The sequence below is a fragment of the Cohnella laeviribosi DSM 21336 genome (assembly GCF_000378425.1).
In the GTDB taxonomy this organism is placed as follows: domain Bacteria; phylum Bacillota; class Bacilli; order Paenibacillales; family Paenibacillaceae; genus Cohnella; species Cohnella laeviribosi.
On record NZ_KB899842.1, the window covers coordinates 24980 to 40926 of the forward strand.

Annotated in this window: 15 protein-coding genes; all 15 read right to left on the minus strand. The window is 59.5% G+C overall.

Features of this window, described 5'->3' with window-relative positions:
- Positions 1-613 precede the first annotated feature (613 nt).
- Complete coding sequence (locus tag F560_RS0117815) at positions 614-1759, minus strand: MraY family glycosyltransferase (protein WP_019007124.1); 1146 nt, start codon at positions 1757-1759, stop codon at positions 614-616.
- A 133-nt stretch (positions 1760-1892) separates the two neighbouring features.
- Positions 1893-2594, minus strand: coding sequence for a WecB/TagA/CpsF family glycosyltransferase (locus F560_RS0117820; RefSeq protein WP_083932126.1), 702 nt, complete (start codon positions 2592-2594; stop codon positions 1893-1895).
- Between the two features lie 72 nt (positions 2595-2666).
- Positions 2667-3827, minus strand: a complete 1161-nt coding sequence (csaB, locus tag F560_RS0117825; protein WP_019007126.1) for a polysaccharide pyruvyl transferase CsaB — start codon at positions 3825-3827, stop codon at positions 2667-2669.
- Between the two features lie 106 nt (positions 3828-3933).
- Positions 3934-5979 carry a DUF5693 family protein gene (locus tag F560_RS0117830; RefSeq protein ID WP_019007127.1) on the minus strand — a complete coding sequence of 682 codons (2046 nt, stop codon included), beginning with the start codon at positions 5977-5979 and terminating at the stop codon, positions 3934-3936.
- 361 nt (positions 5980-6340) lie between these two features.
- Positions 6341-8062, minus strand: coding sequence for a phospho-sugar mutase (locus tag F560_RS0117840; protein WP_019007129.1), 1722 nt, complete (start codon positions 8060-8062; stop codon positions 6341-6343).
- Between the two features lie 45 nt (positions 8063-8107).
- Positions 8108-8545, minus strand: a complete 438-nt coding sequence (gene fabZ, locus F560_RS0117845) for a 3-hydroxyacyl-ACP dehydratase FabZ (protein ID WP_019007130.1) — start codon at positions 8543-8545, stop codon at positions 8108-8110.
- Positions 8546-8756: 211 nt separating this feature from the next.
- Positions 8757-9272 (minus strand): CDP-diacylglycerol--glycerol-3-phosphate 3-phosphatidyltransferase, encoded by a 516-nt coding sequence (gene pgsA / locus F560_RS0117850; RefSeq protein WP_019007131.1) that lies wholly within the window; start codon positions 9270-9272, stop codon positions 8757-8759.
- Between the two features lie 157 nt (positions 9273-9429).
- Positions 9430-9681, minus strand: a complete 252-nt coding sequence (locus F560_RS0117855) for a DNA-directed RNA polymerase subunit beta (RefSeq protein WP_019007132.1) — start codon at positions 9679-9681, stop codon at positions 9430-9432.
- A gap of 86 nt (positions 9682-9767) precedes the next feature.
- Positions 9768-10610, minus strand: a complete 843-nt coding sequence (locus tag F560_RS0117860; RefSeq protein ID WP_019007133.1) for a flagellar hook-basal body protein — start codon at positions 10608-10610, stop codon at positions 9768-9770.
- A gap of 48 nt (positions 10611-10658) precedes the next feature.
- A complete protein-coding gene (locus F560_RS0117865) occupies positions 10659-11525 on the minus strand; it encodes a flagellar hook-basal body protein (RefSeq protein WP_019007134.1) in 867 nt (288 codons plus the stop codon).
- A gap of 12 nt (positions 11526-11537) precedes the next feature.
- Positions 11538-12536 carry a rod shape-determining protein gene (gene mreB / locus F560_RS0117870; protein WP_026298376.1) on the minus strand — a complete coding sequence of 333 codons (999 nt, stop codon included), beginning with the start codon at positions 12534-12536 and terminating at the stop codon, positions 11538-11540.
- Between the two features lie 149 nt (positions 12537-12685).
- Complete coding sequence (gene spoIIID / locus F560_RS0117875) at positions 12686-12973, minus strand: sporulation transcriptional regulator SpoIIID (RefSeq protein ID WP_019007136.1); 288 nt, start codon at positions 12971-12973, stop codon at positions 12686-12688.
- A 376-nt stretch (positions 12974-13349) separates the two neighbouring features.
- Positions 13350-14081 carry a M23 family metallopeptidase gene (locus F560_RS0117880; protein ID WP_019007137.1) on the minus strand — a complete coding sequence of 244 codons (732 nt, stop codon included), beginning with the start codon at positions 14079-14081 and terminating at the stop codon, positions 13350-13352.
- Between the two features lie 121 nt (positions 14082-14202).
- On the minus strand, positions 14203-15417 hold the full coding sequence (gene spoIID / locus F560_RS24270; protein WP_019007138.1) for a stage II sporulation protein D: 1215 nt from the start codon (positions 15415-15417) through the stop codon (positions 14203-14205).
- Positions 15418-15723: 306 nt separating this feature from the next.
- A partial coding sequence (locus F560_RS0117890) for an IS3 family transposase (RefSeq protein WP_019007139.1) occupies positions 15724-15947 on the minus strand: 224 nt, incomplete at its 5' end.

A 15947-nucleotide genomic window follows, 5' to 3' on the forward strand; every position in this document is an offset into this window, starting at 1 on the left:
TTTTCATAAAATCTCGGAAAAGTCGGACTCGCCCGCGCTCCGGGATCGGGGCCGGAAAAACGAGCGGAAACGGCACGGTAACGCTCCGTATCAGAAGGCGAGCGGTTCGGCTCTTTCTCCGGGCTTGGATCGCCGTTTCTCCAGTTGCCTCAAATGCAATTGGAGAGCCCGGCCGCCGTTTTTTTGCCCATGCAGTTGCCTTTACGGCACTTATTCGATCCGTTCGTCCGAAAATTCGGCGCGACGCGAAGTTTAGTTGCATCTATGGCGCTTCGCTCGGTCAATTCCCCGAAAAGGAGACTGCAATTGCTATAAAGTCACTTTCGTTCCGGATCTTCGAAGATCCGCACGATCGGCAACCCCCGCATGCAGTACCGGGCCGAAATCGCAGCTTCCGAGACGCGCAATGCGGGGCAACGGCGGACGAGCCGGACGGCAAAAACAAAACCGGAGGCGCTCTTCTCCTCGGAAAGCGCATCCGGTTAAGCGGAGATGACTTGTATACGATTTGGAAACGATTGGGGGCGATTCGGATAAGGATAAACGGAATGTTTACCGCTCTCCATCGTAAAAAAACCGAAGCCGCGCTTCGGGATCATTGTCCAAGCAAACGTTATTTCGAACGCGTATGCGTCTGCTGCCGCAAGAACATCCGGTTCAGGAAGCCGATCAGTGGCTTGCGCGTCTTGTCGACGATGCCGATCAGCTCGGCGCCGATTTGCAGAAGGAACACCAGAACGCAGATGACGACGAAGGTCACCCAGTTGCCGAGGCCGGATTTGGAAATAAGCGATTGAACGATGGCGCAAACGCCGAAAAAGGCGGCAATGCCGTAAATGATCAAAACCGTCTTGCGGTGGCTGAAGCCAAGCTGTTGCAAGCAGTGATGAAGATGGCCCTTGTCCGGGGCGAAAATCGGTTTCTTCTGGATCCAGCGGCGGACGATCGCAAAAAACGTATCCGACAGCGGCACGCCGATAATGAGCAGCGGCGTAACGAACGAAACGACCGTAATCTGCTTGAATCCGAGCATCGACAGCATCGCAAGCGTGAAGCCGAGAAACAGCGATCCGGAATCGCCCATGAAAATTTTGGCCGGGTGAAAGTTATATTTCAAAAAGCCGATAACGGCGCCGAGCAGCACCACCGAGAGCAGGATGACCGCTTCCTGGCCCATCAGCGCCGACATGACGAGAATCGTGCCGATGGCGATGGCCGAAACGCCGGCCGCCAGTCCGTCCAATCCGTCGATCAGATTGATGGCGTTGGTGACGCCGACGATCCAGAGAATCGTAAGCGGAATGCTCAGCCATTCTCCGACCGGCTGCATGGCCGAACCGAACGGAACGTTGACGAGATTGATTTTGATATCGAAACCGAACACGACGACGCAGGCGGCCGCGATTTGAACCAGCAGCTTCAGCTTGGCGGACAGCGTGAATCTGTCGTCCAAGGCCCCGAGCAGCACGATCAGCGTGCCGCCCGCAAGCAGCGCCCAAATCAAATTGCGGTCATACGCATTCAGAAAGTTATCCGGCAAAACAGGAAGAAACAGAAGAATGCTTGCCGTAAAGGCGGCGTAAATGGCAACTCCCCCGAGCCGGGGCATGATTCGCGTATGCACCTTGCGTTGATCCGGCACGTCCATCGCGCCTACCTTGAATGCCAGTTTTCGTACGAGCGGCGTCAGCGCGAGCGATAGGGCCAGCGCCAGTGCAAAACCGGATATCCCGATTCCCGCTATCCAGCCTGTCGGCATTTGAAACTCCCCTTTTCTATCTGTACCGGATTGAATTATACTCCGCGCCCACGACTTCAACAAGGCATTTTTACGGCGGATTTTCGCCAATTTTCTTGCAAATGCTTGATTTTCATCCGATTTTCACGTGGCTTCACCGCATTTTCAGGACTTTATCTCCGTCTCGGATTACCTTAAGGGCAAATTTCGGAAGCGCGAGCATCCGTTTGTAACGCCACGGCTCCTGAATCAGCCTGTAAAGCCACTCGACGCCCAGCCTGCGGAACAGCGCAGGCGCGCGCTTCAGCTTGCCGGAGATGACGTCGAGGCTGCCGCCGATTCCCATCATGACGGGGACGGCCAGCGCCTTCTCGTGCTTGGCGATCCAGGGCTCCTGATTAGCCGCGGACCGGGCGACGAAGAGCAAATCGGGATTCGCCCGGCGAATGTCGGCGATGACGGCCTCGTCCTCCTGGTCGGTGAAGTATCCGTTCCGGCGGCCGACAAACCGCACGCCCGGAAATTGCCGCGCCAAATTCGCTTCCGCCGCCTCCAGCACTTCCTGCGTCGAGCCGAGCAGGTAAACGCTCCAATGGCGCAGGTCGCCTTCGCGCAGGAGCTCGTGCATCAGATCGAAGCCCGCCACTCTTTCCTTCACCGGCTGGTTCAGCCTGCGCGCCGCCCACACGACGCCGGAGCCGTCGGGGACGATGAGATCCGCCGTCGCCAGCACGCGGCGGTACTCGGGATCGTCGAGGCCCGCCATCAGCATGATCGGATTGCCGGTCACGACGCGGGTCGGCTTGCGCGCTTCAATCCGTTCGGTCAGAAAATGCACGGTCGACCGCATGTCCATCTTTGAAAACGGAACGCCATAAATAGAGACGGTAGGAAAGGTGTCCGAGTTGCTTGCTTCCGACAAAAAAATTCACCTTCCTTTACGTTCGTCCAAAATGCGCAGGATGCGGGCCGCCGGGCGGACGGCATCCGCCTTCAGCTTGTCCAGCGCCGCATCCGCGTCGCGCCGCCAGCGGTCCGGCTTGTCCAGCAGTTCCGCGGCCCGCTCCGCGAAGCGCTCCGCATCGAGCGCATCCGTCGTGCCGGCCGCTTTCTGCCCGAGCCGGCCCAGAAATTGGTCGATCTTCGGATCGTAGGAAAGACCGATCAGCGGCACTCTGCGGTTGGCCGCGTAAATGAGCGAGTGCAGCCGCATGCCGAACAGCAGGTCGCACCCCGCCACCTCGCGCAGCATCGCGCGCGGGGACTCGTGCGCCGGGGCGAGCTCCGCGCTCGCCCCGAAGCGCCCGAGCCGTTCCATCACATACCGCGAAGCCTCTTCGTCGGAGCCGTGATGGAACGGCAGCATGCGCAGCCGGACGCTCCGCCGTCCGGCCAGCGCCGCCAGCGCAGCGGCCACGCGGTCCAAATCCGCGCGGTCGCTGCGCCAAAAGCGCACCGACACGCCCACCACCGGGGGCGTGCCGTGCGCCCTGCGCGCCGCGGCTTCGCCGTCGCGCGCGCCGTCCGCTGCCGGAGCCTCCTCCGGCAGCGTCAGGCCCATGACCGGATCGGCGACGACGTCGATCCGGTCCGCGGCCACGCCGAAGCTGCGCAGCAGCTCGGCGGATTCGCCGTCGCGTACGGACACGTACGCGGCTTTGCGGAACGCGCGGGCGATCATCGGGCGGAACACCGCCCGATGCACCGGGCCGATGCCCTGCGCGTACACGAACGCCGGCTTGCCGCACCAGCGGGCCAGTTCCATCACGCCCAAATAATACGGAATCGACCCCAATCCGGTCGCATCCTGAAGCAGGCTGCCGCCGCCGCTGATCAGCCCGTCGCTGGCGCGGAGCGCCTTCCGCATCTCCCCGAGCTTCATGCGGTGCACGGCCTTGACGCCGTATTGCTTCTCCGTCCAGGCCGGATCGCCCGACAGCACAATCGGCTCCACGCGCATGCCTTTTTCCGCCGCCGCGTTTTCCAGAGCCGTCAAAATACTCTGAAGCACGGCTTCGTCCCCGCTGTTGCGAAATCCGTAATAACCGGACAGCACCAGCCGAACCACGCCATCCTCATTTCTTTTCATTATGGTACGCACCGCCTGTTTTTCCATTCAGCCCAAATTGCGGCATTTCGCGGCCGCTCCTTCGGGCCTCTTTTTCCCCGAACTTGTTGCCGTCCCAACGCCAAACCTATGCCTGCCGCGCCTTTTGGCCGCCGTAGCGGCGCCACAACGCCTCGCCGATCTGCCAAACGCAGATGGCGATCAGCCCGATCGCCGCTCCAAGGCCGAGTCCGAGCAGCACGCGAATGGCCGACAGCTTGAGCGGCGTGTGAATATGCGCGAACGTATCGACCATGGACAGCTGTCCGATGGACGCCACGATCATCAGCACCGTCGCCCACCGGTAGCGCAGCGCCAGGAACAGGCCCAGGAGGAAAATCGGGTGCGCCAGCATGAATTCCTTGAACCGCGGACGGACGCCGAACGTGTTCTCCAGATACGAGCGGAACATCAGCTCAAGACCGCTGGCTTGTCCGCTGTTGCCGGTGCGCGACAGATAATAGTAGCCCACCCCGGCGATCACGACCGCCGCGACGACCGTCAGCACCGTAATCGGCATCCGCAAAATGCGGCGGATGTTGTCCTTCACCGAACCGCCGGGGCCGTACAGGAACACGTATACGGCAACCAGCGCAATCGGCGCCAAATGCAGCAGGCTGACGCCGCGGAACTGCTGAAGCACCAGGCTGTACGTAATGTCGTTCAGCAAGGCGGCGACAAACGGCACCGCCGCAAGCGACAGCACCGACGTGCCCGCATACAGCAGCACCGCCTTGCCGAGGCGCGAAGCGGCCGATTGCGCGGCTTCGCCCGGCCGGCTGCGCTTCGCGCGGAGCCAGCGGACGACCAGCACCAGCGAGGCGGTCGGGGCGGCGATCGCCACGAACAAGGCGAGCGCTTGGTCAAGAAGCGAGGAGTGCAGCGCGACAACGCCCGCCGTCCCGATCGCGCCGAGCGCCGTAACCGGCACCAGCAGCGACGGAAGGAACAAGCCGACCGTCAGCGCCACGAGCGCGGCCGCGCCCGCCGCGGCCAGCGCGCGCAGCGCCGTTTCCGCCGGCGCGTGATGCACCGTAAACGAATGCGCTGCGCCCGGGACAAATCCGAAATGCTTCAGCTGCTTGATCGCGCCTTCCGTCTCCTCGCCGCCCGCCAGCGCGGTTGCGATCGTGTCGATCGGATGCGAAATTCGAACGCTCGCCGAATCCTTTACCGGCGCCGCATTCAAATAAATAAACCGGATATTGCGGTCCTTCACCGCGAGCACGATGCGGTCCGCCAGCGTCGACGGGCTGATCACGGCCATCTCCGCTTCCGATACCGAATGCAGCCGCGCCACGTCGTAATCGAGCAGCCGGGCCAGCGTGCCGAAGCCTTGCTGAGGCAGCTTCAGGTTTTCGATCGCCCCGATGCCGATCCCGGCCTCCTTCAGTTGGGAAGCGAACTGCTTCAGCGTTCCCGCTTCCGCCTCGTTCCCGAAGCCGGTCACCGCATCGCCGTCGAAAATGATCGTTTTGACGCCGTATTCGCGGAACGTTTGCAGCCATTTGGCCATCTCGGCCGGATCGTAATACTTGCCGCGGTCCGAGAGACGGGGCACGATCAGAAAGCCCTCGTCATGCAGCTTTTTCATCGCGATCGGATTCGGCTGCATCGGCTGCATGTACGCCACTTCGGGCACCACGTTCAGCACGAGGCCGTTGCGGCCCTGCGCGGACCAATCGCCAATCTCCACTCCGGCTTTCGAAAAAGCATCCACGATCAGCGCCCGGATCTCGCGCTCGTGCTCCGGCTTATTAAAGAGCAAATAAGTGCGGTTGTCTCCGACCTGCGCCAGCTTTCCTTCCAGAAGAGCGGCTTGCGCGGCATTGTACACGTTCACTTCTCCGGACCAGACCAGCTCGTCCAGGCTGCTTTCGAACACCGCCATGGCATTGACACCGGCTTCCTTCAAAACAGCCAATTGGTCGTTAACGAAAGCTTCCGGATTGATTTGCGTCGCGGACACCTGCAGCAAATCGCGGTAGTCCATAATAAATTCCACTTCGTTCGCGGAATGCTCCGTTACCGAGCGGGCGTACAACACCGGCAGCGAACCGACCAGACCGAGCAGCACGACCCACCATAACCACTTGGCCAGCCTCCGGTTCCAATTTTCAAGCCAATGGGGCACAACTTTCACTCCTTAAATGTTTGCTAAAACGCAGAACGGCATCCGGATGGAACGGATCTCGGGTCCGCGCGTAACGCCGCTCCTCGTCAAGAGGTTTGCGATGCCGCGTTCTCCCCTTTCTTCCGCCGCGCCTGGCGCAATCCGCAGCCGCCTTGCCCGCATCCCTGTTCCATCGGATGTTCCATACGGCACCGGCGCAGCACTTCCGCGTTCTCGATCTGTCCAAAAGCGGCAATTTTTATCGCAAAAACGGCAAGGGCCGAACGTGAGCACGGCAAGCACCGGTCAACCGAAACGACGTTTCGCCGAACCGCTCCGCAATCGGCGGACCGGCGCTTGCCTGCACGCCGGCGTTTCCCTGTCAGCTTAACGCGTCCACCCGTTCCATGACGGCCGCAACCAACCGTTTCAACGCGGCTTCGGCTTCTCCAAGCCCGTTGCCTCTTACGGCAAAATACACTTTGATCTTCGGCTCCGTACCCGACGGGCGCAGGCAGAACCAGGAGCCGTCCGCCAGCAGGAACTTCAGGACGTTCTCCTTCGGCAGGCCGTCAAGCCCATTCTTGTAATCGAGCACTTGCGACACGGCGACGCCGGCGACCGAAGAAGGCGGGTTCGTTCGCCAATCGTTCATGATGCCGGCAATTTTTTCGACCCCGTCCTTGCCCTTGAGCGTACGGGATTCCAGTTGCTCCAGATACGTTCCGTACTCGGCGTACAGCTCGAGCAGGACGTCGTACAGCGTCTTCCCTTGCGACTTGTAGTAAGCGGCTGCCTCGCAGATCAGCAGCGCGGCGACCACCGCGTCCTTGTCCCGGGCATACGTGCCGGTCAAGTAGCCGTAGCTTTCCTCGTAGCCGAACAGGAACGTATGCTTGCCCGTCCGTTCGAATTCGGTGATTTTTTCGCCGATGTATTTGAAACCCGTCAGCGTGTTGAAGACGCTCATGCCGAACGATTTCGCGATATCCGCTCCCATCTCGCTCGTCACGATCGTCTTGATCACGGCGCCGTCGCCAGGTAGTTTGCCCAATTTTTTCAGGTTGGACAGCAAATAGTAAGCCATGATCGCGCCCGATTGGTTGCCGGTCAGCACTTCGAAGCGGCCTTCTTTGTTTTTGACCACGGCTCCCATCCGGTCGCTGTCGGGGTCCGTGCCGATGATGATGTCGGCCCCGATCTTCTCCGCCAGCTCGATCGCCAGCGTGAACGCTTCCCGCTCCTCCGGGTTCGGAGACTTGACCGTCGGGAAAAATCCGTCCGGCCGCTCCTGCTCAGGCACAATGTGCACGTTGGTGAATCCCGCTTTTTCCAGCACGCGGCGAACCGGGAGATTGCCCGCGCCGTGGAGCGGCGTATAGACGATCTTCAGCTCTTTGCCCGCGCCGTTGCGGATCGCGTCCGGCTGTACGGATTGGGACACGACCGCATCCGTATACCGTTCGTCCGCGTCCTCCCCAAGCCATACGATCAGCCCGCGCGCTTCCGCCTCCTCCGGCGAAAGCCGCTTGACTTCATCGAAGGAAGCGACTTTCCGGATCGAGGCGATGACCCGTTCGGCATCGGCAGGCACAAGCTGCCCGCCGTCCGGTCCGTATACCTTGTACCCGTTGTACTCCGGCGGGTTGTGGCTGGCGGTGATGACGATGCCGCCGGACGCTTTCAGATCGCGCACGGCAAACGACAGCTGCGGCGTCGGCCGCAGCGAGCGGAACAGATACGTCTTGATGCCGTTGGCCGCCAGCACGCAAGCCGCCTCAAGCGCGAACGAATCGGAATGGTTCCGGGAATCGTGGGCGATGACGACCGACGGAGAAGACGTCGGAGAAGAAAACCGCTCCAGCAAATATTGGGCGAAGCCTTGCGTCGCTTTGCCGACTACGTAGCGGTTCATCCGGTTGGTGCCCGCGCCCATGACGCCGCGCAGTCCGCCGGTTCCGAACTCCAGATCGCGGTAGAACCGGTCCTCGATCTCGCTCGGCTGATCCGCAATTCCGCGCAGTTCCGCCTTGGTCTCTTCATCCACGTTGGGGTCGTTCAGCCAGGCGTTGTAAAGATCCGTTGCATTCGGTTGGTTCGTCATGACTCACAGCTCCTTTACCGAGTATGGTCTGTTACAGGCTTATCGTCAGGCTTTGGCGGGATCGGTCAGCGCAAACATAAGAACGCCTTCGGCGACGACGCGATCGCCGACTTTGGCCGTAGCCTGACCTTTGCCTATAGAACCTTTTAACCGAATGATTTCAACTTGAAGCGTCAGCGTATCTCCCGGCGTTACCTGGCCGCGCCACCGGAATTCGTCCACGCCTGCAAACAATCCGATTTTGCCCTTGTTCTCCTCCACGGAAAGAATGGCGGCCGCTCCCACCTGGGCCAGCGCTTCCATAATCAGCACGCCCGGCATGACCGGATATCCCGGGAAATGTCCGACAAAATATGGCTCGTTCATCGTGACGTTTTTCAGACCGACGGCGCGCTTTCCCGCTTCCAGCTCCACGATCCGGTCGACCAGCAGAAACGGCGGCCGGTGAGGAATGATTTCCTGAATTTGCGTAATATCCAACATGGATATCCCTCCCGAAGTCATCTGATTGGAATCGGCCGGGATGAACCGGCCGCCTTGCCCTGCAGCGCATAAATCGCCGCAAATCGGTTCATACTAGAATCGTCCCTTCCGCGAGCTGCAGTCGCGAAGGTTGATATAAGAGAACTCGCCGCTGTTTGCCTGTCTGACGCACGGCACGGCGGAGGGTTCTTTTGTCTTTTTCTGTTTTCCCCTATCCTCCGGAAACGCTGTTGAGGGTCCGAAACTTCAGGAAGTAGACGCCCGTTGCCACAAAGGACAGCACGATGGCGCACCATAGCGCCGCCGTTCCGCCGGGCAGCCCGAGAAACAGCAGCATAATCGCCACATAGTAAACAAACGTGGTCACTTTTCCAAGCATGTTCGCCGGTACGGTCTTCATCCCGCGAAAATAGAAAAATGCCGAGCTGGCGATCATTCCGATCTCCCGGACAGCCATGATGGCCGCCGCCGACCACGGGATTTCCCCGCCGACGACAAGCGCGACGATTACGGACAGCATCATCAGCTTATCCGCCAGCGGGTCCAGCATGACGCCCGTCGCCGTCACCTGTCCGCTGCGGCGGGCGATGTAGCCGTCAAGAAGATCCGTAAGGCCGGCAAGCAGCACAATGCACAACGCCGCTACCGGATGATCGTCAAAGTAGAGGACCAGAAACAAGGGAATCATGACAAATCGGGACATGGTCATCATATTCGGCAAGTTCATTCCCGATTCCCCCCCATTTCTCCAAAGCTCCCATTATTATAACGCTCGCCCTATCGAGCGTAAACCTAGGGCCGTCAAACCGCACAAAGAACCCCCCGGTTGGAGCCGGGGGGAGCCGTAAGCCGCAAGCCCGGTGGCCGGCAGCGGCCCGGATCGTTCAGCCGCCTTTCGCGAACACGAGATCGTACATATGCCGCCAGGTGTCCCAATCGAACACCTCGGCCAGTTCTCTCTTTCCGAGCACCACATATCCGAACGCCAGGCCGACGGCCAAAGCGATTAAGCAAACAATCGGTACCGATAACACTTTCACAAACGTCCAGACGACCCTTCCGGCTATTTTGCCCGCTGAACGTTTTTTTCCGTTCGCGGGACGTTTCGGGTCCGGCGAACGGGTTGATGCCGTCACCTATCGATTCCTCCTTAAGCTTCTGCCGCGCGGCGTAACCCGTGTCTAAGCCGGCGCGGCAAAAAACGCCTCGTTGACAAAGGCCGTTATCCGCGCAAGTCGGTGGCCATCTGCATCATTTGATCGCTGGAGGACAATGCCCTTGCGTTTAATTGATAAGCCCGCTGCACCATGATCAGATCCGCCATCTCGGCGGCAAGATCGACGTTGGATTGCTCGAGGAATCCCTGGCGCACCGAAACGCCTCCGTTTTGCCCCGGCGCCGCCGCCACAAGCCGCACGACATCGGCCGCGTTTACGTTCGCCGGCACGCCGTACAGGTTGTGCGCCACCGCCTGAAGCAGGTCGGGCTTCGCCGCTTCAACCAGCTTTAGTGTGCCAAGATCGAGCACATTCGATCCGTCCGGGCTTTTGGCCGCAATGCTGCCGTCTTCGCCAATGACCATTTCATATCCGTCCGGAACCAGCACGAACGTATCCGCGCCGCCGTTGGTGGCGACAACCGGGTATCCCGCATTGGTCACCAGCATGCGCTCGCCGTTACCAGTCGGCACCAGCTGAAAAGCGCCCTGGCGGGTAAAGGCGCGCTCGCTGCCCAGTGTAGCGCCCGTCCGCACTTCGAACAGGGCGTTCCCTTCGATCGCGACGTCCGTCGCGTTCTTCGTTTCCTGAAGCGGTCCTTGCGTCAAATCCAGCGTTTGCGCGACCAATCTGGCGCCCCAGCCTTGCGTAAAGCCGAGCGGACTGCGGCGCCCGGCCAGCCGGAAATCTTCCTTATGCGGCTGGATGCTGGTCAAAAGATCTTCGAATACGGCGTTTTTCCGTTTGTACCCGCTCGTATTCAGATTGGCGATATTGTCCGCGAGAATGTCGAGCTTCTGCTGCAGGGAGCCCATCGAGGCTGCCGCGCTGATCATGGAGTTGTTCATGTGTATTCAACGTCCTTCCTCTATGCTCGTGCCGCCGGATGCAGCCGGTTATACTTTGCCGACTTCGTTTACGGTTTTGTCCAGGCTTCGGTCCAGATACTGGATCATCTTCTGGTTGGCCTCGTAAGCCCGAAGCGCAGCCATCATATCGACCATCGATTGCGAGGCGTCGACGTTCGAGCGCTCCAGATAGCCTTGCCGGATCTCGACGCGGTCGCCCGCCTGAACTTGCGCGATGCCCCCGGGCTCTCCCGCGTAGCGGAACAAGCCGTTGCCTTCCCGGATCAGATCGTTCGGGTTGTCGATCCGGGTTAACCGCAACTGCGGATTGCCCGGCAGCGGCGCACCCGTCGTTTTGTCGGTCAAGCGGCCGTCCGCCGTAACTATCACGTTGTCCCACGGCCCGTCAAAGGTAATCGGCTGTCCGTTCACGCCCAGCACCGGGAACCCGTCGGCCGTGACGAGCGTTCCGTCCGCCGCCGTCTGGAAGCTGCCGTTGCGGGTGTAACGCTGGGTGCCGTCAGGCAGAGCGACCGTAAAGAAGGCCTGAGGCTGATACACGACATTTCCGTTTGCGTCCACATATTTGCCCGAACCGTCGAACACGGCGCCGTTCACCTGGATATCCGATACGAGCGCCAAATCCTGGGGACGGCTTGACTCCACCAGATCCCCCTGCGTCATGCCGAGCAGGCTCTCCTCCGCGAACACGCCCGTATGCAGCTTGCCGATCGGGTTAGGGGAAGGCTCGCTGCCCCCCATCGCATAAAGAAGCATCTCGGGGAACGCCCGATTGACGGAGCTTGCCGCTTTGTAGCCGGGCGTATTGAGGTTGGCGATGTTGTTCGTCACCGTATCGTGGCGTCTTTGCTCCGCGATCATGCCCGATGCCGCCGTATACAGTCCTCTGATCATAATTCTCCCTCCTCACCCTAGCTTGCGCTTCATTTTGTCCAGATGGTCCAGCATAATGCCGGTTCCCTTCACAACGCAGTGCATCGGGTCTTCGGCAATCAGGACGGGCACCTTAAGCTCGTCGGCGAGCAGCGAGTCCAGACCGTCCAAAAGCGCGCCGCCGCCCGTAAGAATAACGCCCCGGTCGATAATATCCGCCGACAGTTCCGGAGGCGTTCGTTCCAGCACCGACTTAGCCGCCGCCACGATGTTCGACACCGGCTCCCACAACGCCTCGCGCACCTCGTCCGAGCGGATCGTGATCGTCAGCGGCAGTCCCGTCACCATGTCGCGGCCGCGGATATCCATCTCCTCCCGGCGTCCCTCGAGATGGACCGTGCCGATTTTGATCTTGATGTCTTCGCTCGTCCGTTCGCCGATCAGCAGCTTGTATTTGCTTTTTATGTACTTCATGATCGCCGCGTCGAACTTGTCCCCTGCGACTTTAAGAGAAGAGGCGGTTACGACGTCGCCCATGGACAGGACGGCCACATCCGTCGTACCTCCGCCGATATCGACAACCATATTGCCGCTGGGCTGGAAAATATCCATTCCGGCCCCGATCGCGGCCGCCTTCGGCTCCTCTTCCAGAAACACCTCTTTGGCGCCGCTTCTCTCCGCCGCTTCGCGGATCGCTTTCTGTTCGACCGACGTTATATTGGTGGGCGCGCAGATCAAAATCCGGGGCCGGCTGTACCACGAGCGCCCTCCGACCCGTTGAATGAACGACTTGAGCATCATGTCCGTCACTTCGAAGTCCGCGATCACCCCGTCCCGAAGCGGACGAATGGCGACGATGTTGCCGGGCGTGCGGCCGACCATCCGGCGCGCTTCCTCTCCTACGGCTAACACTTTGCGCGTATCGCTTTCGATCGCGACGACGGAAGGCTCGTCGAGCACGACGCCTTTGCCTTTGACGTGGATGGACACGTTGGCCGTGCCCAAATCGATTCCGATGTCTTTGCTGAACATGTTCCGAGAATCCCCCAGCGATATGGTTTGACGGCTGCCGCAAGTCAAGCAGGCAGCGGCTTGGCGGCTATTTTCCGAAAATAACGTAATGGTATTGTATTCGCCGTCTTTGATTAAAATCCTCTTTTTTTTGGGGGATAAACCCAAAATTACGGTTTTCCCGCCGTCAAAATTTCCCGTTTTTTGGCGGTTGTCTTTTTGTATTTGATTTTCGTGGCTTCCCCTCCCCTCAAATGCCGTATCGATTTGTGATATTCCAAAATGTGCTTCACCTGATCCGCCAAATCCGGGTTGATTTCCGGCAGCCGCTCGGTGAGGTCTTTATGCACCGTGCTCTTGGAGACGCCGAATTCCTTGGCGATCGTCCGTACCGTGTTGCGCGTTTCCACAATGCACCGGCCGATCTTGATGGTGCGTTCCTTGATGTAATCGTGCACGCTCCCGCCTCCCTGCTCGAATAGATTGGTACATTATATGAGGGGAGCGGGTACTTATTCTTTGTTATCGGGGCTGACAAGCCCAAGAAACTCCATGGGCGGCACGTCTTCTAGGCCAAACGTCCATATCGCGCGTCCCGGAAAGGTGCGCAAAAAGGCGGAGTCCTGTCCGTCTTTCGCTGCAGTCCGGTAAAGGACGCCGTCTCCGGACGTCCGCCGCGGCGACATTCCCCGCAAAAAAGCTTGCCGCAAGCCGGCGGCGGACAGCCCGGCCGAAAATATCGCCGTACGGATCGTTTGCGCGTAAAAAAAGGACCCCTTCCGACAGGGTTCCCGATCGGAAGAGATCCATGGTATGGTTTTGGCAAAATGTTCGTTATTCTTTGATCAGCGTTTCCGGATTGACGGACACTCCGTTGTCGCGCACTTCGAAGTGTACGTGAACGCCTTCGTCCTTGCCGATCTCGCTTTGGCCGGCCATGGCGATGACGTCGCCTTGCTCCACCTTGTCTCCCACCTTGACCTTCACGTCCGCGAGGCTTTGATAGACGGTGGTCAGGCCGTTCGGATGCTCGATCTCCACCTCGTAGCCGTTAACCGGATTTTGCTCCGCCACCGTCACGGTCCCGCTCATAGCGGCCAGCACTTCGAACGTTTCGTTGTCTTCGCGGCCAAGATCGACTGCGGTATGCGGCGTGAACGTATCGTTATACTGCACCATCGCCGCTTCGCGCTGTTCCTCCGATCCGCTCGGATCGTAGAACGGCAGCTTGACGATCATTTCGCCTCTGTTGCTTACCGGCCAGCGGAGCGTTTCCCCGTTCGCGGACGCTTCCGCGGCTTCCTGGCCGCCCGTTTCCGCGGCGGCGCCATCGTTTGCGACCTCGGACAAACTCGGTACGGATTGCGGCTCGTCTTTGCCGTTCGTACCCGTGTTCAGCCAGAGGATCGTTACGATGATTGCTGCGGCGGCCATATAAGCGGCAGGGAACACCCAACGTCTGGACAACAGTTTCTTCCAGCCCGTAGGCTTGACAGGGGTCGACGCTGCAATCGGCTTGAGAGACTCTTCTACCTTGCGCGTGTTTTTGTTGTTTTGATCACTCATTGTTTTATCACCTCAGTAACCAAGTGTTGCCAGGTGATAGAGTTTTATACACGCGCTTTGAAAGATTGTCATTTTTATAGCTTTGAGAAAACGCAACCCGCCGCGCACCTTCGTCCGGCCGTTAGCGAATAAGCTCCGAAACGTTTTTCAGCTCGATTCCGGTATAGTAGTGTTTGACGATATTCTCGGCGGTCATCCCTTTTCGGGCCATGCCCTCGGCTCCCCACTGGCTCATCCCGACGCCGTGCCCGTTTCCGTAGGTCGTGATCACCGCGGCCTGTTGCTTGACCGACCAAGTAAACGAAGTGGAACGAAGCCCCAGCTTTTCTCTCAATTGCTCTCCCGAAAACGTCCTCGACCCGATCGCGGCGGCTCGGACCCGGTGCCCGGCCGCCTTTTTTACGATTTTAAGGGCGGCGCCCGCGGCACCCTGGGCCATAGCGGGCTCCGCGTCGATCCCCAGCTTGCGGTACAGATCGGAAAGCGGTATTTCGACCGTTTCCTCGTACGTCGGAGCTAGTACCGCATCCCATGGACTTGCGACCGGGCGCAAATACGGAAGCGCATCGCCGAATACCGTCTCGGACGCTTCCGTATAGCCGTCGGTGGACGCGAAAAACAAAGCCTGGATCGGCTGGCCGTCATACGTCATCACAAGCCCGCGCGTGTTTCGGACCGCCTGGTCGAGCTTGTCCCAATGCTTGCGATCGGCGGCTTTCAACTGCTCCATCTGCTTCAAAGACTTGTAGACCTGGTGGGTCACCGTATCGGTCACGTCCGCTCCGCGAACCGGCACGCCGGAGCGGTCGTTCGTCCACAGGCGGCGGATCAGATACGTCCGGGCCGCAATCGCCTGCGCCTCCAGCGCGGCCGGCTGAAAGTCGAGCGGCATCTCGGCGGCGACTACGCCGCGCACGTACGTCTCCAGCGGAACCTGTTCAATCCGTTTTTCTTCGGTCAGATAGACCCTTACCAGCAGGGACGCCTGTTCGCTTCTTTCCTGCGCCCGGCCGGGACGATGGCCGGCCCCGTCCGCCGCGCGGGCCGAATCCGGGTTCGCTTCCGAAGGATCCTGCCCGGCCGCAGCGCCGCTTTCGTCGTCAACCGGCTTCTTTCCGTCTCCCTTCTCTCTTAAACCTGCTAAATCCGCGCTCGCATTCTGGAAATCCTCGATGCTTTTCATATAGATAACCGCCTGGTCTTCGGGATATGCCTGCTCCGCCGGCCTGTGTTCCGCTATCCACGCCATTGCGGCAATCGCCGCTCCCGCCAGGCAGGCCGCGCTCCACATCCATCGCCCGCTCTGAGACCGGATGCGTCCGCTCCGCTTGTTCATCCTCTCTTGCACCTCCGGCTTGTCCTGATTCGGCGCAAGGCGTAAGCCGCCTGTCCGAAGTCTTACAATCTATGACGGAAATGCGGAAGATAGAACCGGATAAGGAGAAAGGCAACAATCGGTAGGCGGGCAGAGCGCGGAGAGTGCGGGGAGTGCGGGGAATGTGGCCAGGTAACGGACGGACAATCCGTTATGGAGGATATTTCGCTTGAAAAAAGTTTTTTCCGGACAGAAAATCCGTTAATCCTTCGGCAAACCGTAAAAAGGCCTCGATTTGGATCACTGTCAAGAAAGTGGACACAACTTTTATCCTGCCTGGAGTTGCTCATAGTACCTTTTTTCGTACAAATACGGAGTCAGATAACCGATCGACGAATGGATACGGATGCGGTTATACTCCAATTCAATGTACTCGTAAATCGCATCATACGCCTGTTTACGAGTGTTAAATTTCGTTTGGTAAATGAGCTCTTTCTTGAGAACGCTGTGGAAAGATTCGATGCAGGCATTGTCGTAACAGTTGCCCTTGC